The sequence below is a fragment of the Mesorhizobium abyssinicae genome (assembly GCF_049887195.1).
GTDB lineage: Bacteria > Pseudomonadota > Alphaproteobacteria > Rhizobiales > Rhizobiaceae > Mesorhizobium > Mesorhizobium abyssinicae.
This window is the reverse complement of the sequence record NZ_JARAKC010000005.1, coordinates 1-16375: the sequence shown is the minus strand read 5'-3', so window position 1 is coordinate 16375 and position 16375 is coordinate 1. Positions and strand designations below refer to the sequence as shown.

Annotated in this window: 18 protein-coding genes; 14 read left to right on the top strand and 4 right to left on the bottom strand. The window is 63.6% G+C overall.

Annotated elements, in window-relative coordinates; genetic code table 11:
* Positions 1–7: 7 nt before the first annotated feature.
* Positions 8–481 carry an Lrp/AsnC family transcriptional regulator gene (locus tag PU724_RS12955; protein WP_126054644.1) on the top strand — a complete coding sequence of 158 codons (474 nt, stop codon included), beginning with the start codon at positions 8–10 and terminating at the stop codon, positions 479–481.
* On the opposite strand, the gene PU724_RS12950 is transcribed toward PU724_RS12955, so the two are convergent.
* Positions 478–1137, bottom strand: a complete 660-nt coding sequence (locus tag PU724_RS12950) for a 5-formyltetrahydrofolate cyclo-ligase (RefSeq protein ID WP_354421676.1) — start codon at positions 1135–1137, stop codon at positions 478–480. The genes PU724_RS12955 and PU724_RS12950 overlap by 4 nt on opposite strands.
* A gap of 172 nt (positions 1138–1309) precedes the next feature.
* On the opposite strand from PU724_RS12950, the gene PU724_RS12945 reads away from it, so the two are divergent.
* Positions 1310–2575 carry an NAD(P)/FAD-dependent oxidoreductase gene (locus PU724_RS12945; protein WP_354421678.1) on the top strand — a complete coding sequence of 422 codons (1266 nt, stop codon included), beginning with the start codon at positions 1310–1312 and terminating at the stop codon, positions 2573–2575.
* A 143-nt stretch (positions 2576–2718) separates the two neighbouring features.
* Positions 2719–4689: a bifunctional 2',3'-cyclic-nucleotide 2'-phosphodiesterase/3'-nucleotidase gene (locus PU724_RS12940; protein WP_354421680.1), complete on the top strand. Its 1971-nt coding sequence runs from the start codon at positions 2719–2721 to the stop codon at positions 4687–4689.
* Positions 4690–4732: 43 nt separating this feature from the next.
* Here PU724_RS12940 and PU724_RS12935 read toward each other — a convergent pair whose 3' ends face one another.
* Positions 4733–5989 (bottom strand): class I SAM-dependent methyltransferase, encoded by a 1257-nt coding sequence (locus PU724_RS12935; protein WP_354421681.1) that lies wholly within the window; start codon positions 5987–5989, stop codon positions 4733–4735.
* Positions 5990–6236: 247 nt separating this feature from the next.
* Between PU724_RS12935 and PU724_RS12930 the strand changes: the two genes are divergently transcribed.
* Both PU724_RS12930 and PU724_RS12925 read left to right on the top strand, forming a co-directional pair.
* Entirely contained in the window at positions 6237–6371 is a 135-nt protein-coding gene (locus PU724_RS12930) for a hypothetical protein (RefSeq protein WP_281033931.1), read from the top strand.
* Positions 6372–6463: 92 nt separating this feature from the next.
* On the top strand, positions 6464–6751 hold the full coding sequence (locus PU724_RS12925) for a Dabb family protein (protein ID WP_354421891.1): 288 nt from the start codon (positions 6464–6466) through the stop codon (positions 6749–6751).
* On the opposite strand, the gene PU724_RS12920 is transcribed toward PU724_RS12925, so the two are convergent.
* On the bottom strand, positions 6724–7680 hold the full coding sequence (locus PU724_RS12920) for a glycosyltransferase family 2 protein (protein ID WP_354421683.1): 957 nt from the start codon (positions 7678–7680) through the stop codon (positions 6724–6726). The genes PU724_RS12925 and PU724_RS12920 overlap by 28 nt on opposite strands.
* Positions 7681–8144: 464 nt before the next feature.
* On the opposite strand from PU724_RS12920, the gene PU724_RS12915 reads away from it, so the two are divergent.
* The 4 genes from PU724_RS12915 (at position 8145) to PU724_RS12900 (ending at position 10643) form a co-directional block, all read left to right on the top strand.
* A complete protein-coding gene (locus tag PU724_RS12915) occupies positions 8145–9023 on the top strand; it encodes a VOC family protein (RefSeq protein ID WP_292348881.1) in 879 nt (292 codons plus the stop codon).
* Positions 9020–9865 carry a 3-deoxy-8-phosphooctulonate synthase gene (gene kdsA, locus PU724_RS12910; protein WP_127393430.1) on the top strand — a complete coding sequence of 282 codons (846 nt, stop codon included), beginning with the start codon at positions 9020–9022 and terminating at the stop codon, positions 9863–9865. The genes PU724_RS12915 and kdsA overlap by 4 nt, the downstream gene beginning before the upstream one ends.
* A gap of 86 nt (positions 9866–9951) precedes the next feature.
* Positions 9952–10158 carry a dodecin family protein gene (locus PU724_RS12905; protein ID WP_127286801.1) on the top strand — a complete coding sequence of 69 codons (207 nt, stop codon included), beginning with the start codon at positions 9952–9954 and terminating at the stop codon, positions 10156–10158.
* Positions 10159–10277: 119 nt separating this feature from the next.
* Positions 10278–10643, top strand: a complete 366-nt coding sequence (locus PU724_RS12900) for a PRC-barrel domain-containing protein (RefSeq protein WP_127286802.1) — start codon at positions 10278–10280, stop codon at positions 10641–10643.
* Between the two features lie 71 nt (positions 10644–10714).
* Here the strand turns inward: PU724_RS12900 and PU724_RS12895 are convergent, their stop codons facing one another.
* Positions 10715–10837 (bottom strand): hypothetical protein, encoded by a 123-nt coding sequence (locus tag PU724_RS12895; RefSeq protein WP_274608485.1) that lies wholly within the window; start codon positions 10835–10837, stop codon positions 10715–10717.
* Positions 10838–11036: 199 nt separating this feature from the next.
* Between PU724_RS12895 and eno the strand changes: the two genes are divergently transcribed.
* The 5 genes from eno to PU724_RS12870 form a co-directional block, all read left to right on the top strand.
* Positions 11037–12311, top strand: a complete 1275-nt coding sequence (gene eno / locus PU724_RS12890) for a phosphopyruvate hydratase (protein WP_128346554.1) — start codon at positions 11037–11039, stop codon at positions 12309–12311.
* Positions 12312–12467: 156 nt separating this feature from the next.
* Positions 12468–12791 (top strand): FtsB family cell division protein, encoded by a 324-nt coding sequence (locus tag PU724_RS12885; RefSeq protein WP_127286905.1) that lies wholly within the window; start codon positions 12468–12470, stop codon positions 12789–12791.
* Between the two features lie 196 nt (positions 12792–12987).
* On the top strand, positions 12988–14028 hold the full coding sequence (gene pdhA, locus PU724_RS12880; RefSeq protein ID WP_127286906.1) for a pyruvate dehydrogenase (acetyl-transferring) E1 component subunit alpha: 1041 nt from the start codon (positions 12988–12990) through the stop codon (positions 14026–14028).
* A gap of 15 nt (positions 14029–14043) precedes the next feature.
* Positions 14044–15429: a pyruvate dehydrogenase complex E1 component subunit beta gene (locus PU724_RS12875; RefSeq protein ID WP_127311552.1), complete on the top strand. Its 1386-nt coding sequence runs from the start codon at positions 14044–14046 to the stop codon at positions 15427–15429.
* 18 nt (positions 15430–15447) lie between these two features.
* A partial coding sequence (locus PU724_RS12870; RefSeq protein WP_426213211.1) for a biotin/lipoyl-containing protein occupies positions 15448–16375 on the top strand: 928 nt, incomplete at its 3' end.

The following is a 16375-nucleotide window of genomic DNA, read 5'->3' as shown; positions in this document are numbered from 1 at the left end:
ACGAAAAATGCCGCTCGACAGGATTGATATCGCCATTCTGGAGGCTTTGCAGAAAGACGGGCGGATACCCAACGCCGCGCTTGCCGAGAAGGTCGGCCTGTCGCAATCGGCGTGCTCGCGGCGGCTCGACAATCTGGAGAAGTCGGGCACTATCCGCGGTTATCACGCGCGGCTGTCCAACGCCGCGCTCGGCCACCAGATGACGGCGATCGTGCATATATCGCTGTCGGGCCAGTTCGAGAAGACGCTGTCGGATTTCGAGGCAGCGATCAAGCGCTGCCCGAACGTGCTGTCCTGCCATCTGATGTCGGGTGAATACGACTACATCCTGCGCATCGCCGCGAAGGATCTGGTCGACTATGAGCGCATCCACAAGGAATGGCTGTCGGCGATGCCGCATGTGACGAAGATCAATTCGTCCTTCGCGCTGCGCGAGATCGTCGATCGGACGGCGGTTGGGCTCAGGCCGGAGATGGCCTAGCTGGCGAAAGCCTCCGTCACCACCTCGCTCATCGGGATGTCGTGCGGCTGCGGGTAGATCGTCGGGATGCGCTGCAGTTCGTAGCCGACGCCGATCACCAGCGGCCTGAACGGCATCGCCGCCAGCGTGCGGTCGAAGAAGCCGCCGCCGTAGCCCAGACGATATTTGCCGGGATCGATGCCAACGATCGGCGAGATGACGATGTCGGGCAGGACCGGATCGCCCACCGCCGGGATCGGGATGTTCCAGACGCCCTTCTCCAACCGGTCGCCCGGTCTGTAGGCGCGGAACACCAGTGGCTGCCCTTTCTCGATGACGACCGGCAGTGCGGTCCGCCCGCCGCGTTCGTTGATCGACGCCATCCAGGACCGCAGATCCGGCTCGCCGCGGAAGGGCCAGTAGAGGCTGACCATGCGGCCGCCAATGTCGCCAATCAAAGCATCGAGGCCTTCGGCGATGCGCGTCGACATCGCCGCGCGGGCATCGGCGGAGACCGCAAGCCGCGCCGCGATCAGCCTTTCGCGCTCGGCCTTGCGCCAACGTCTGACATCAGTCCAGTCGGTCAGCGGCGCCAGGAACTGCGGATCGAGTTCATGCATGAAACAGGGCGGGGAGGCGTATTGGGCCGGGCCTTGCTCGTCGCGATCGTCAGCCATGCTTCACTCCTGTATTCCGGCACTGACGCTATACCTCGTGCAAACCGGTCGACATGTGCATTCACGACATCCGGCGGCGAGTCCCGGGCAATTGGACGGTCTTCCCGCTATTGTTGCAATGCACAATAATACCTAGATTGGGTCCGGTGGGTTTGCTTGGCGAGGTAAGTGAATGAACGAAGCCACCCATCATGTCGTGGTCGTCGGCGCCGGGTTCGGCGGCCTCGAACTGACCCATGCGCTCGCCGGCGCGCCGGTGCGCATCACCATGATCGACAAGCGCAACCATCACCTGTTCCAGCCGCTGCTCTACCAGGTGGCGACGACATCGCTGGCGACTTCGGAAGTGGCCTGGCCGATCCGCCATCTGCTGCGCAAGCGCAAGAATGTGACGACGCTTTTGGGCAACGTCACTGGCGTCGACCGCGCCGGCAAACGCGTGCTGCTCGAGGATGGCAGCGCCGTTGCCTTCGACACGCTGGTGCTTGCCACCGGGGCGCGCCACGCCTATTTCGGCCATGACGAATGGGAGCCGTTCGCTCCCGGGCTGAAGACGCTGGAGGATGCCACCACCATCCGGCGCCGCATCCTGCTCGCCTTCGAGCAGGCCGAGCGCGAAACCGATGCAACGAGGCGCCAGGCGCTGCTGACGCTGGTCATCGTCGGCGGCGGGCCGACCGGCGTCGAACTTGCCGGCACCATCGCGGAACTGGCGCATGACACGCTGCGCGACGAATTCCGCAACATCGACACCAGGCAGACGCGCGTGGTGCTGATCGAGGCCGGCGATCGCATCCTCGCCAACTTCGCGCCGCAGCTCTCCGCCTATGCCCAGAAGGCGCTGGAACGGCTCGGCGTCACGGTCGAACTCGGCCAGGCGGTTACGCAGTTGGATGCGGATGGCGTTGTCTTTGGCGACAAGCGCCTGCCGGCAAAGACAATTCTGTGGGCCGCGGGCGTTGCCGCCTCGCCGGCGGCGGAATGGCTGGGAGCGAACGCCGACCGTGCGGGCAGGGTGCTGGTCGAGCCCGATCTCACCGTGTCGGGCAGCCCGGAAATCTTCGTCATCGGCGACACCGCGCATGTGTTGCGCCCGGACGGGAAACCGGTGCCTGGCGTGGCGCCTTCCGCCAAGCAGGAGGGGCGCCACGTCGCGGCGACGATCAAGGCGCGGCTCGCCGGCGATACGACTTCGCGTCCTTTCCGCTATCAACACGCCGGCGACCTGGCGACGATCGGCAAGCGCGCGGCGGCGATCGACTTCGGCTGGATCAAACTCACCGGCTGGCTTGCCTGGTGGCTGTGGGGCGTTGCCCACATCTATTTCCTGATCGGTTTCCGCAACCGGCTCGCGGTCTCGCTTAGCTGGCTATGGATCTACTTCACTGGCCAGCGCAGCGCGCGGCTGATCACCCAGGGCGACGACGACAAGGGCTGACATCGCGCGCCTCGTCTCGCTTCATCGACACGTCACCTTGTCGTGATCGACAGGCATTTCGCCGGACATGGACTCATGCGTCTTTCACCGGCAAGCTCCGCGCTCGCTGGCAGGGGTGTCGCGTTGTCGAAGAGGAGAAAACAATGTCACGACTGCCGGTCTCCCGTCGCGAATTCCTGGCCGGTGCCGCCGCCACCGGGGCGCTGATCATGCTGCATCCTTTCTCGGCCCGCGCCGCGGCCAATCAGGCGCATCTCAGGATCATGGAGACGACCGATATCCACGTGAACGTGCTGCCTTATGACTACTACGCCGACAAGGCGAACGACACGATGGGCCTGTCACGCACCGCGTCGCTGATCGACGCGGTGCGCAAGGAGGCAACCAATGCGATGCTGATCGACAATGGCGACCTTTTGCAGGGCAACCCGATGGGCGACTACATCGCCTACGAGAAGGGCCTGAAGGACGGCGACCTGCATCCGATCATGAAGGGCATGAACCTGCTCGGCTACGAGTGCTCGACGCTCGGCAACCACGAGTTCAATTACGGCCTGTCGTTCCTCGACAAGGTGCTGGCCGGCGCCAATTTCCCCTTCGTCTGCGCGAATCTCATCCGCGGCACCGCGCTTGCCGCCAACCCGCGCGACGACAAGCTCTACCTCAAGCCGTATGTCATCCTCGACAGGAAGATCAAGGACGGGTCGGGCGCCGAGCAGCCGATCAGGATCGGCATCATCGGCTTCGTGCCGCCGCAGATCATGGTCTGGGACCTGAAGAACCTCGAAGGCAACGTGAAGACGCGCGACATCGTCGAGGCGGCAAAGGCCTGGGTGCCTGAGATCAAGGAGGCGGGCGCCGACATCGCCATCGCGCTGTCGCATTCCGGCATCGACATCAAGCAGGGCGACATGATGGAGAACGCCTCCTTCTTCGTCGCCGGCGTCGAAGGCATCGATGCCGTCTTCACCGGTCACCAGCATCTCGTCTTCCCCGGCAAGAAGGATTTCCAGGCGCTCGATGGCGTAGACACCGGCAAGGGCACGCTGCAAGGCAAGCCGGCGGTGATGGGCGGCTTCTGGGGCTCGCATATGGGCCTTATCGATCTGCTTCTAGAGCGCGAGGGCTCGAAGTGGCGGGTGGTTTCCGCGACGTCCGAGGCGCGGCCGATCTATGAGCGGGTCGACAACAAGAACAAGGCGACTGTCGGCGACGACAGGCGCATCATCGCCGCGCTCGAGCAGGACCATGAGGCGACGCTCGCCTATGTGCGCCGTCCCGTCGGCAAGACCTCCGCGCCGCTCTATTCCTATTTCGCACTGGTGGCCGATGATCCGTCGGTGCAGATCGTCAACCAGGCGCAGAGCTGGTACCTGAAGGACATACTGAAGAGCACGCAGTGGAAGGACGTGCCGCTCCTGTCGGCGGCCGCACCCTTCAAGGCGGGCGGGCGCAGCGGCGCCGACTACTACACCGACGTGCCGGTGGGCGACATCGCCATCAAGAACGTCGCCGACCTCTATCTCTATCCCAACACTGTGCGAGCCGTCGAAATCACCGGCGCGCAGGTCAAGGAATGGCTGGAGATGTCGGTCGGCATCTTCAACCGGATCGAGCCCGGCAAGGCCGACCAGCCGCTCATCAACACCGACTTCCCGTCCTACAATTTCGACGTGATCGACGGCGTCACCTACAAGATCGACCTTTCGCAACCGCCGAAATACGATGCTAAGGGCGGGCCGGCGAATGCCTCCAGCCGCATCGTCGATCTGATGTTCGACGGCAAACCTATTGATCCCGCGCAGAAATTCGTCGTCGCGACCAACAACTACCGCGCCGGCGGCGGCGGCAATTTCCCGGACATAAACGCTTCGAAGATCATCTACGAGGCACCGGACACCAACCGCGACGTGATCGTGCGCTACGTCATCAGTGAGGGCACGATCAATCCGTCGGCGGACGGCAACTGGTCGTTCGCGCCGCTGCCCGGAGCCAGCGTGGTGTTCGACACCGGCCCGAGGGCAAAGGATTTCATCGCGGACGTGAAGTCGCTGAAGATCGAGCCGGCGGGTGAGGGCGATGCGGGCTTCGCCAGATACCGCATCCTCCTCTGACGCGGGTCACATCTGTGTCGGGCCGGCTCTGCCGGCCAGATACTCAGGCCTTGTAGACCACCTGGCGCACATCGATGTAGCTGGCGCGGAAGCCGGCTTCGCAATAGTGCAGATAGAACTCCCAGAGCTTCTTGAAGCGCTCGTCGAAGCCGAGCGGGACGATCTTTTCCCACGAGCCCCAGAAGCGCTGGCGCCACTCGGCGAGGGTGCGGGCATAGTCCTGCGGGAAGACGCGCTCGCGCAGATGCGCGAGGCCGTGATCCTTGCCGAGAGCCTTGAGGATCGAGGGTGTCGGCAGCATGCCGCCAGGGAAGACATAGCGCTGGATGAAATCGGGGCGCGCGCGATACGCCTCGTAGGCGGCCTCGTTGATGGTGATGATCTGCAGGCCGGCCGTGCCGCCGGGCTTCAGGCAGGTCTTCATCTTGCCGAAGAACACCGGCCAGTATTTCTCGCCGACCGCCTCGAACATCTCGATCGATGCGATCCGGTCGTAAGTGCCTGTCTCGTCTCGATAATCCTGCAGCTTGATGTCGACCTTGTCGGCAAGCCCGGCTTTCTGGATACGCGCTTTCGCGAAATCATGCTGCTCGCGGCTGATGGTCAATCCGGTGACGCGGCAACCGATCTCGCGCGCGGCGAATTCGGCAAAGCCGCCCCAGCCGCAGCCGATCTCCAGCACATGGTCCTTCCTGCCGATGCCGGTATCTTTTGCCAGTGCACGATATTTGGCGGCCTGCGCGCTTTCGAGATCGTTGGCGCCCGTCGCATAGAGCGCCGACGAATAGGTCATGCTCGGATCCAGCCATTTCTCATAGAAGGCGTTGCCGAGATCGTAATGCGCCGAGATGTTGCGTCGCGATCCGGCATGCGTGTTTTCGTTGAACCAATGGCGGATGCGCTGGACGGTGTTGATGAGCCAGTTGGCGCCGCCGGCGACCTTCTCGCCGAGGGCGGAATTGACCACGAACAGTTCGAGGAAGCTGGTGACGTCCGGGCTGTCCCAATCGCCGTCCATGTAGGATTCCGCGAGGCCGATGGTGCCGCCGGAAAAGGCGCGCCCCGGCAGGCGCCAATTTTTCAGCACCAGTTCGGCGTCGGGGCCGGGTGCCTTGCCGCCGACGAGGACGGCGCGGCCGTCGGGCATCCGGACCTTGAGCGAGCCGCGCGGCAGGCCCATGGCGGCCGAAAGCACCAGGCGCGCCTTGGCCGGCAATCCCTTGACGATCTCGGCGAAGTTCAATTCGTCAAGCAGCACCGCGTCGCCGGGCGCAACACCCAAGTCTTGCTTGAAAGCCATTTCCTGCCCCCGACTTTCAGGAGGCCAGCACACATGGCCGACCCCGCACCCCTCTTGAGGTTCATTCATCCGGCACAAATGCAGCGGCTACATTTTCCGTTGAATTCCCGACACAATCTTCCACGGCATCAGGGTCAACTTCAAGAGGCAGGCGAAGACGGTTCTGGAGCCAACAAATCCAGAGGAGAATGTCCTCGGCCCTTGGAATCTCTATGGTTGCCGCCACCCGCATGCGATAACTTTAGTCATGCGTTATGTCATCGTCATCATCACCCTCACCTTCGCCCTGATCTGGGACGGCCTCTACAACCAGGGCCGCTACCTCGACACGACGGTCAGGGAGGTATCGCGCATCGTGCGCTACGTCACCGGCGCGGTCTGACGCCGCGCATGGCGGGCGCGACATCGTTGCCGGTTGACGCTGCGCCCTTGCTCCCACAAAACACGCCTGAAATGACGATCAGGGAGGCTGGGTTGATCCGGCACATCGTTTTCTTCAGCGTGCGACGCAAGGAGGATGTGGAGGCCGTTCGATCGGGCCTGCTGGAATTGGGCAGGATCCCGCACTCGACGCATTTCGAAGTTACGCTCAACACCAAGGTCGATCTGTTCTCCAACGCGATCGACGTTGTAGTCTACGCCGAATTCGAGGATGACGCCGCGCTCGCCGCCTACAAGGCGCATCCGCTCTATGCCGAGACGACCAGCCGGGTCAAACCGTTGCGTGAACTGCGTTATTCGGCCGACGTCGTGGCCGCCTGAGCGAGCGACTGTTCGAGCTGGCGCCTTTGCCGGCGCCCGGCGAAATAGCCAGTCACCACGCCAAAGCCGCCGGGCAGGTTGCTCGCCCTGCGCCACGCCATGATTTCCGCCAGCGCCACGCCGAAGCTGCCTTGCGCCAGAGCCTTCAGGACGCCGCGCAGCGTCAGGTAGCTGAGGATCGTGGCGTAATCCTGCGTCTGATAGTCCTCGCAGCGGGCGACGAAATCGCTCAGCCCGGCGATGTAGCCGGCATGGCTGCGCGACATCGAATTGGCTTCGCGGTATTTGAGGACGTCGACGGCCTTGCCGAAGGCGATGCGGTGCTGCCGTCCCAGCCTGACCAGGAACTCACGGTCCTGATGGCGGTACAAACCGTCATCGTAGCCGCCGATCGACGCGAAGGCGGAACGGCGCACTGTTACGGTCGAATTGGTCAGCGGCACGCAGTGGCAAAGCAGGAGCCGGCGCAGTCTCTCCGCGTCAGGCGTCGGGTCGGGCAATCGATGCAGGCGCTGGCGCCTGTCGGCGACGTCCTTGAAGCCGTCGATCGTGCAGGCGACATCCGGATTGGCATCGAAGAAGGCGATCAGCCGTTCGATGCGCCCGGGACAGAAGGCATCGTCGGAATCGAGAAACGCAATAAGCGGCGCGCTGGTCAGCGCCGCGCCTTCGTTGCGCGCCCGGTTGGCGCCGGAGGGCACCGGGAGGCGGCGCCACGCCAGGCGCGGATCGGCAAGCGAAGCAAGATAGGCCTCGGTATCGTCCTCGGAACCGTCGTCGATGACCACCAGTTCGATATCGGGCCGCGGATCGGACAGGACCGATGCCAGCGTGCGGGGCAGGCTGCCGCGGCGGTTCCTGGCCGGGATGACGACGGCGAGCCGGGGGGTGACAACTGCTCCCTGCGCGGCTGGAAGGGAATTCGGCAAGGCTGTCACCGGCGGAACTCGTGCGTGGCGGGTCGAGTGCGGCAGAAGCCGGCCTTTGCCGCCCAGCGAAAGTCGACCATGTTGCGATGCGCGATCAGCCGTTAGCCCATACGGTAGGTGACGAAACGTTGCCAGACATCAAACTGAGGCGAAATTCGTATATCAGCAATATCGCTGTATTCGCAAGAAACGCAGGCGCGCCAGGCGGCCTTACTCTGTTTGAACGGCCGAAGTCTCGGCCGGGTCGACGCCGCCTCGTTTTGGCGCGACCAGCACAAGCGCGGCCACAATTGCAATCGCCGCAATCGTCATTGCGATGAACACAGTTCTTCCCATGGTTGTAAGTTAGGGTGGCTTCGTTCGACGACAAGGACACGCCTCCGAGATCGAGACCGGCAAAGCCCGCCGGGCGGTTGGCCGAGCCCTCTTGAACCGACTTCCGGAATGATGCACACCGCGCCGGCATGACCAAAGCGACGCAGGCTCATCCGCTCGACCATCTGGTGCTGCCGACAGCGCGCCTCGATGCCGCGCGGGCGCGGCTGGTTTCACTCGGCTTCGTCGTCGCGCCGACCGGCATCCACCCGTTCGGCACCGAAAACTGCTGTGTCTTTTTCGCCGATGGCACCTACCTGGAGCCGCTGGCGGTTGGCAACGACCAGGACGCGGACCTGGCGATAGGCGAAGGCAACGTGTTCGTCGCGCGAGATCGTCTCTACCGGCAAAACCTCGGCGACGAGGGCTTTTCCGCTGTCGTGCTCGGAACCGGCGATGCCGATGCCGACCACGTTCGTTACGTCGGGGCCGGGATGTCGGCGGGGGAGATGCTGAGTTTTTCGCGCACTTTCACCGATACGAGCGGCAAGAGCGACCTGGCGTCCTTCAAGCTGGCCTTCTGCGCCAGCAAGGATGCCGATGAGGCTTTCCTTTTCGCTTGTGAGCGCATCAATGCACCGAAGATCGACCGTACCGCATTGCAAGCCCACGCCAACGGCGTGACAGGCATCGTCGAAGTCGTCGCTGTCAGCGACAGGCCTTCTGGCCAGATCGGGCTGCTCTCGACGGCTGCCGCCAAGCAAGCTGCGCAAGGTGATGCGATCGTATTGCCGAATGCAACCCTGACCGTCCTGGAGCCGGCGGCCTTCGCCTCGCGCTGCAACCTTCCGACCGGAGCGTCGCCGCATCTGCGCTTTGCCGCCATCGTTTTCTCGGTCCGCAGCGCCGCCATCGCAGCGCGCCTGCTTGCGGCCAACGCCATCGCACATCACATGAGCGGCAATGATATTGTCGTCAGGCCGGCGCCCGGGCAGGGCGCCGCCTTCATCTTCCGGGAGACAAAATGAACAAACCCCTGGCGCCCAATCCGTCCGTGACCGTCGGCAACGTCGTCTTCTCGAACGCCGCGCCGCTGTCGCTGATCGCCGGCCCCTGCCAGCTGGAATCGCGCCAGCACGCCTTCGACATGGCCGGCGCGCTGAAGGAACTCACCGACAGGCTCGGCATCGGGCTTGTGTACAAGACCAGCTACGACAAGGCCAACCGCACCTCGCTGTCGGCCACGCGAGGCGCCGGGCTGGAAGCGGCGCTGCCGGTCTTCGACGATCTGCGGAAGACGTTTTCCCTTCCGGTGCTGACGGACGTCCACACCGAGGAGCAATGCGCGATCGTCGCGCCGCATGTCGATGTCCTGCAGATCCCCGCCTTCCTTTCACGCCAGACCGACATGCTGGTCGCGGCGGCCAGGACGGGCAAGGTGATCAACGTGAAGAAAGGCCAGTTCCTCGCCCCCTGGGACATGAAGAACGTGGTCGCCAAGATCACCGGTTCCGGCAACGCCAATGTGCTGACCACCGAGCGTGGCGCCTCCTTCGGCTACAACACGCTGGTGTCCGACATGCGGGCGCTGCCGATCATGGCCGAGATCGGGGCGCCGGTGATTTTCGATGCCACGCATTCGGTCCAGCAGCCTGGGGGGCAGGGTGGTTCTTCGGGCGGCGAACGTCGCTTTGTCGCGACGCTGGCGCGCGCCGCGGTCGCGGTCGGCGTCGCCGGCGTGTTCATCGAGACGCATCAGGATCCGGACAACTCGACCTCTTCCGATGGCCCGAACATGGTGCCCTTGAAGGACATGCCAGCCTTGCTGGAACGGCTGATGGCATTCGATCGCATCGCCAAGGGACGCTGACCCGACTCGGCGTCCCATCGGCTTGTCGCAGGCAACCGCCGGCTGTAGGCTCCTGCCGCAACTGAGCGCCCTGGCAGGAGGAAGCCATGTCCGTCGCCCGCGTCACAGAGATCACGTCATCGTCCAAGAAGAGCTTTCAGGATGCCATCGAAAAGGGCATCGCGCGCGCCGCAAAGACCCTGAAGAACGTCGAGGGCGCCTGGATCCAGGACCAGAAGATCGTCGTCGAGAGCGGCAAGATCGCCGCTTACCGCGTCAACATGAAGGTCACCTTCATCCTCACCGACAACTAAGCAATTTCAGGAAAAGTGCGTAGCGGTTTTCCGTCCGGAATTGCCTAAAAACAAAGTCGGGAACCTTCGTCCGCCCCTCTCATTGTCCATGCAGGCATTCAATCGAGAGGAGTTCCACCATGAGCACCCTGACCGGGCACACCGAAGCCATTGCCGCCTCGCGCGTCATCGGCACATCGGTCTACAACACCGAAGGCAAGAGCATCGGCAGCGTCGAAGACATCATGCTCGACAAGACCTCGAACGGCATCATGTTCGCGGTGATCGGTTTTGGCGGATTCCTCGGCGTTGGCGAGAAGTACCACGCCATCCCGTGGGCGAGCCTCGACTATGACGAGGACAGGGGCGGCTATGTCGTGCCGTTCTCCAAAGAGCAGTTGCAGGCCGCGCCGGCCTATTCGATCAACGAATTGGCGGGCGCCGACGGCCAGGCGGCACGCGACGAGTCGTACAGCTACTACCGGGTCGAGCCCTACTGGCACTGAAGCGTTCGGCCAGCCCGGAGCGGAATCAAAAAAGGCCCCCGCACATGCGAGGGCCTTTCTTCTGCAAGATCCTACTGCGCTGCTTGAAGTGTCGACAGTTGCGCGGCGCCCTGCTGGGGCTGCTGGTTGTCGCACGACGTAAGGAACGCAGCCGCGATCAGGAACAAACTCACGATACCGCTCAACTGGGACATGGCGAAACTTCTCCTGTTTCGCCCCGCGCAAGCAGAATCATAGACCAGAACGTTGCGCGCCGCGCATGACTTATGATGACAGAAATTTGCGCTTCGTGAATCGGCGGGCGGGCAATATTTGCGGGCGCCCCGATTGCCTTTTGCGGCACTTTGGCTAAGAGGGGCGCGACGCTTCAATCGATCAATCGGGGACATTGCAATGACCGCCATCGTCGACATAATCGGGCGTGAAATCCTGGACAGCCGTGGAAATCCGACCGTCGAGGTCGACGTGGTGCTGGAAGACGGCTCGATGGGCCGCGCCGCCGTGCCGTCAGGCGCCTCGACCGGCGCGCATGAGGCGGTCGAGCTGCGCGATGGTGGCCCGCGCTATCTCGGCAAGGGCGTGCTGCGGGCGGTCGAGGCCGTCAACGGCGAGCTGTTCGAGGCGATCGGCGGCATGGAGGCCGAGAACCAGATCCATATCGACCAGACGATGATCGAGCTCGACGGCACGCCGAACAAGAGCCGGCTCGGCGCCAACGCCATCCTCGGCGTGTCGCTGGCGGTCGCCAAGGCGGCGGCTGAAGCGGCCGGCCTGCCGCTCTACCGCTATGTCGGTGGCGCCAAGGCGCATGTGCTGCCGGTGCCGATGATGAACATCATCAATGGCGGCGCGCATGCCGACAATCCGATCGACTTCCAGGAATTCATGATCCTGCCGATCGGCGCGCCGACGCTGCGCGACGGCGTGCGCTGGGGCTCGGAAATCTTCCACACGCTGCGCAAAAAGCTCAAGGACGCCGGCCACAACACCAATGTCGGTGACGAGGGCGGCTTCGCTCCCAACCTGAAGAGCGCGCCGTCGGCGCTCGATTTCATCATGGAATCGATCGAGAAGGCCGGCTTCAAGCCGGGCGAGGACGTCGCTCTCGGCCTCGACTGCGCCGCGACCGAGTTCTTCAAGGACGGCAACTACGTCTATGAGGGTGAGAAGAAGACTCGCGATCCGAAGGCGCAGGCCAAGTACCTCGCCAAGCTCGCATCCGACTATCCGATCATCACCATCGAGGACGGCCTTGCCGAAGACGACTGGGAGGGCTGGAAGATCCTGACCGACCTCATCGGCAAGAAGACACAGCTGGTCGGCGACGATCTGTTCGTCACCAACACGGCCAGGCTTCGCGACGGCATCCGCATGGGCGTCGCCAATTCGATCCTGGTCAAGGTCAACCAGATCGGCTCGCTGACCGAAACGCTCGACGCCGTCGAGACCGCGCACAAGGCCGGCTACACCGCCGTCATGTCGCACCGTTCGGGCGAGACCGAGGATTCGACCATTGCCGATCTCGCCGTCGCCACCAATTGCGGACAGATCAAGACCGGCTCGCTGTCGCGCTCCGACCGCATGGCCAAGTACAACCAGCTGATCCGCATCGAGGAAGAGCTCGGCAAGCAGGCCCGCTACGCCGGCAAGTCGGTGGTCAAGGGCTGATCCGGCAACCAATCGGGATATCGAGGAAGGGCGGGGCGTTCCCCGCCCTTTTTCGTTTTGAGGCTTCGCGTACGCCCGTCCGTAACCGTCCATTAAGCACAATGGAGCGAAAAAGAGCCTGGGCCGTTCGGGTTCGCGGCCACGAGGATCTGGATCATGTGGACACGTCAGCACAAGCAGCGAAACACCGGCCGGCTGATCGTCCCCTCGCTCTGCGTGCTGTTCCTGGCCTATTTCGGCTTCCATGCCTATCACGGCGAATTCGGCATCTATTCCAAATATCAGCTCGAAGCCCGGGCAGTCGAACTGCAGGGGCAGCTCGATGCCGTCAAGGCGCGCCGGGTCGATCTCGAGCGGCGTGTCCAGCTGATGCACGAGGGCACGCTGGAAAAGGACATGCTTGACGAACAGGCGCGCAAGGCGCTCAATCTCTCGCATGCCGACGAAATCACCATCATGCTGCCGGCTCCAGCGAAATAACTGAATTCCAGTTAATCGTCTTTATTTTCAATGATTTTAATTGCTTAGACGCATGCCAGCCATGCATTTTTCGGCATGGCGCAATGCTTTTATGCGTGTTAGCCTCGTATAAATCGGTGGGGAGAGACGATCTCCCTCGGAGCGGATTTCATCCTGCTCTAAATGTCCGCGAAGAGACGCCAACAGGGAGTGATGCATGGCCACCGCCGCCAGAAAAGCGCCTGCCAAATCCAAAAACGACGGTAAATCACAAGGGCTCTCCGCCCCGAAGCCTGCCGACTTCACCAAGGACGATGAGCTTGCCGCCTACCGGCACATGCTGCTCATCCGCCGCTTCGAGGAAAAGGCCGGCCAGCTCTACGGCATGGGCTTCATCGGCGGCTTCTGCCACCTCTATATCGGCCAGGAGGCTGTCGTCACTGGCATGAAGATGGCGCTGATCGAAGGCGACCAGATGATCACCGCCTATCGCGACCACGGCCACATGCTGGCGATGGACCTGTCGCCTCGCGGCGTCATGGCGGAGCTCACCGGGCGCCGGGGCGGCCTGTCCAAGGGCAAGGGCGGCTCCATGCACATGTTCTCCAAGGAGAAGCATTTCTATGGTGGCCACGGCATCGTCGGCGCGCAGGTGTCGCTCGGCACCGGTCTCGCCTTCGCCAACCGCTATCGCGAGAACAAGAACGTCTCGCTGACCTATTTCGGCGACGGCGCCGCCAACCAGGGCCAGGTCTACGAAAGCTTCAACATGGCCTCGCTGTGGAAGCTGCCGGTGATCTTCATCATCGAGAACAACCGCTACGCCATGGGCACCTCGGTGTCGCGCTCCTCGGCCGAGACCGATTTCTCGCATCGCGGCGCATCCTTCAAGATCCCCGGCATCCAGGTCGACGGCATGGACGTGCGCGCGGTGAAGTCCGCCGCCGATCTCGCCACCGAATGGTGCCGCGCCGGCAACGGCCCGCTGATCCTGGAGATGCAGACCTACCGCTATCGCGGCCATTCGATGTCCGATCCGGCGAAGTACCGCTCCAAGGAAGAAGTGCAGAAGATGCGCTCCGAGCATGACCCGATCGAGCAGGTCAGGGCGCGGCTGCTCGACAAGAAATGGGCCAGCGAGGACGAGCTCAAGGCCATCGACAAGGAGGTCCGCGACATCGTCGCCGACGCCGCCGAATTTGCCCAGAACGACGCCGAGCCGGATCCGTCCGAGCTCTGGACCGACATCGTACTGTAAAGGGAGGGCAAGGACATGCCGATCGAAATTCTCATGCCCGCTCTCTCGCCGACGATGGAAGAGGGCAATCTTTCCAAATGGCTGAAGAACGAGGGCGACAAGATCGTCGCCGGTGACGTCATCGCCGAGATCGAGACCGACAAGGCGACGATGGAAGTCGAAGCCGTCGACGAGGGCACGCTCGCCAAGATCGTGGTTCCCGCCGGTACCGAAGGCGTCAAGGTCAACGCTGTGATCGCCGTGATCGCGGTTGACGGCGAGGACGTCGACAAGGCCGGCGAAGGCATCGGCGAGGAGCCCGCCAGGCCTGAGGCGGCAGCACCTGCGCCTGTTGCGGCCAAGAGCGAGGCCGCGGCACCGGTCGCCGCAGCGCCGAGAGCGGAAGTCGCCGCCGATCCGGACATTCCGGCCGGCACCGAGATGGTGTCGACCACGGTGCGCGAGGCGCTGCGTGACGCCATGGCCGAGGAAATGCGCCGCGACGGCGACGTCTTCGTCATGGGCGAGGAGGTCGCCGAGTACCAGGGCGCCTACAAGATCACGCAAGGCCTGCTGCAGGAATTCGGACCGCGCCGCGTCGTCGACACGCCGATCACCGAGCACGGTTTTGCCGGCGTCGGCGTCGGTGCCGCGATGGCTGGCCTGAAGCCGATCGTCGAGTTCATGACCTTCAACTTCGCCATGCAGGCGATCGACCAGATCATCAACTCGGCCGCCAAGACGCTCTATATGTCGGGCGGCCAGATGGGCGCGCCGATCGTCTTTCGCGGACCGAACGGCGCCGCCGCCCGCGTCGCCGCTCAGCACTCGCAGTGCTACGCCGCCTGGTACAGCCATGTTCCCGGGCTGAAGGTGGTGATGCCGTACACGGCGGCCGACGCCAAGGGCCTGCTCAAGGCCGCGATCCGCGATCCGAACCCGGTCATCTTCCTCGAGAACGAAATCCTTTACGGCCAGTCCTTCGATGTGCCGAAGCTCGACGATTTCGTGCTGCCGATCGGCAAGGCGCGCATTCATAAGCCGGGCAAGGACGTCACCATCGTCTCCTTCGGCATCGGCATGACCTACGCGGTCAAGGCCGAAGCAGAGTTGCGCGGCATGGGCATCGACGCCGAAATCATCGATCTGAGGTCCATCCGTCCGCTCGACTTCGACACCATCATCGCCTCGGTCAAGAAGACCAATCGCCTGGTCGTGGTCGAGGAAGGTTTCCCGCAGAGCTCGGTCGGCGACCATATCGCCAACCAGGTGTCGCAGCGCGCTTTCGACTTCCTCGATGCGCCGGTCATCACCATCGCCGGCAAGGACGTGCCGATGCCTTACGCGGCCAACCTCGAAAAGCTGGCATTGCCCAATGTCGGCGAGGTCGTCGAGGCGGTCAAAGCCGTCACGTATCGCTGAGCCGGGCGGGAGGGAAACATGCCAATCAACATCACCATGCCGGCACTCTCGCCCACGATGGAAGAAGGCAATCTTTCCAAGTGGCTCGTGAAAGAGGGCGACAAGGTTTCGCCGGGCGACGTGATCGCCGAGATCGAGACCGACAAGGCGACGATGGAGGTCGAAGCCGTCGATGAAGGCACGGTCGCCAAGCTGGTAGTTCCGGCTGGCACCGAAGGCGTCAAGGTCAACGCGCTGATAGCCATCCTGGCCGGCGAAGGCGAGGATGCCGGCGCTGCCGCAAAGGGTGGTGGCGATGCTGCGCCCAAGGCCGAGGCTCCGAAAGCCGAAGCGCCAAAGGCGGAAGCGCCGAAGCCGGCAGCCGCGGCAGCGCCCGCGCCGGCGAAGGCAGAGCCTGCTCCGGCCGCCAATGGCCACGCTGGCGGCGACCGCACCTTCGCCTCGCCGCTTGCCCGCCGCATCGCCAAGGATGCCGGCGTCGATGTGGCTAATGTCACGGGAACGGGGCCGCATGGCCGTGTCGTTAAGGCTGATGTCGAGGCGGCGATTGCCGGCGGCGGCGCCAAGGCCGCGCCCGCTGCCAAGGCGCCTGGCGGTGCTCCGGCGGCAGCTCCGGCTGCAGCGCCGAAGGCGATGTCGGACGACCAGGTGCTGAAGCTGTTTGCCGAAGGGTCCTACGAACTCGTGCCGCACGACAATATGCGCAAGACCATCGCGCGCCGCCTGGTCGAGGCCAAGTCAACCATCCCGCATTTCTACCTGACGCTCGACTGCGAGCTCGACGCGCTGTTGGCGCTGCGCACGCAGCTCAATGCGGCGGCACCGGTGAAGAAGACCGAGAAGGGCGAGGTTCCCGCCTACAAGCTCTCGGTCAACGACATGGTGATCAAGGCGATGGCGATGGCGCTGATGGCGGTGCCGGATGCCAATGCCTCGTGGACCGACA

Coding starts and splice junctions, on each gene's coding strand:
- pdhA (WP_127286906.1), top strand. CDS start 12,988: ATGGCCACCGCCGCCAGAAAAGCGCCTGCCAAATCCAAAAACGACGGT.
- PU724_RS12900 (WP_127286802.1), top strand. CDS start 10,278: ATGAGCACCCTGACCGGGCACACCGAAGCCATTGCCGCCTCGCGCGTC.
- PU724_RS12930 (WP_281033931.1), top strand. CDS start 6,237: ATGCGTTATGTCATCGTCATCATCACCCTCACCTTCGCCCTGATCTGG.
- PU724_RS12905 (WP_127286801.1), top strand. CDS start 9,952: ATGTCCGTCGCCCGCGTCACAGAGATCACGTCATCGTCCAAGAAGAGC.
- PU724_RS12915 (WP_292348881.1), top strand. CDS start 8,145: ATGACCAAAGCGACGCAGGCTCATCCGCTCGACCATCTGGTGCTGCCG.
- PU724_RS12885 (WP_127286905.1), top strand. CDS start 12,468: ATGTGGACACGTCAGCACAAGCAGCGAAACACCGGCCGGCTGATCGTC.
- PU724_RS12935 (WP_354421681.1), bottom strand. CDS start 5,989: ATGGCTTTCAAGCAAGACTTGGGTGTTGCGCCCGGCGACGCGGTGCTG.
- PU724_RS12955 (WP_126054644.1), top strand. CDS start 8: ATGCCGCTCGACAGGATTGATATCGCCATTCTGGAGGCTTTGCAGAAA.
- PU724_RS12895 (WP_274608485.1), bottom strand. CDS start 10,837: ATGTCCCAGTTGAGCGGTATCGTGAGTTTGTTCCTGATCGCGGCTGCG.
- eno (WP_128346554.1), top strand. CDS start 11,037: ATGACCGCCATCGTCGACATAATCGGGCGTGAAATCCTGGACAGCCGT.
- PU724_RS12940 (WP_354421680.1), top strand. CDS start 2,719: ATGTCACGACTGCCGGTCTCCCGTCGCGAATTCCTGGCCGGTGCCGCC.
- PU724_RS12945 (WP_354421678.1), top strand. CDS start 1,310: ATGAACGAAGCCACCCATCATGTCGTGGTCGTCGGCGCCGGGTTCGGC.
- kdsA (WP_127393430.1), top strand. CDS start 9,020: ATGAACAAACCCCTGGCGCCCAATCCGTCCGTGACCGTCGGCAACGTC.
- PU724_RS12875 (WP_127311552.1), top strand. CDS start 14,044: ATGCCGATCGAAATTCTCATGCCCGCTCTCTCGCCGACGATGGAAGAG.
- PU724_RS12950 (WP_354421676.1), bottom strand. CDS start 1,137: ATGGCTGACGATCGCGACGAGCAAGGCCCGGCCCAATACGCCTCCCCG.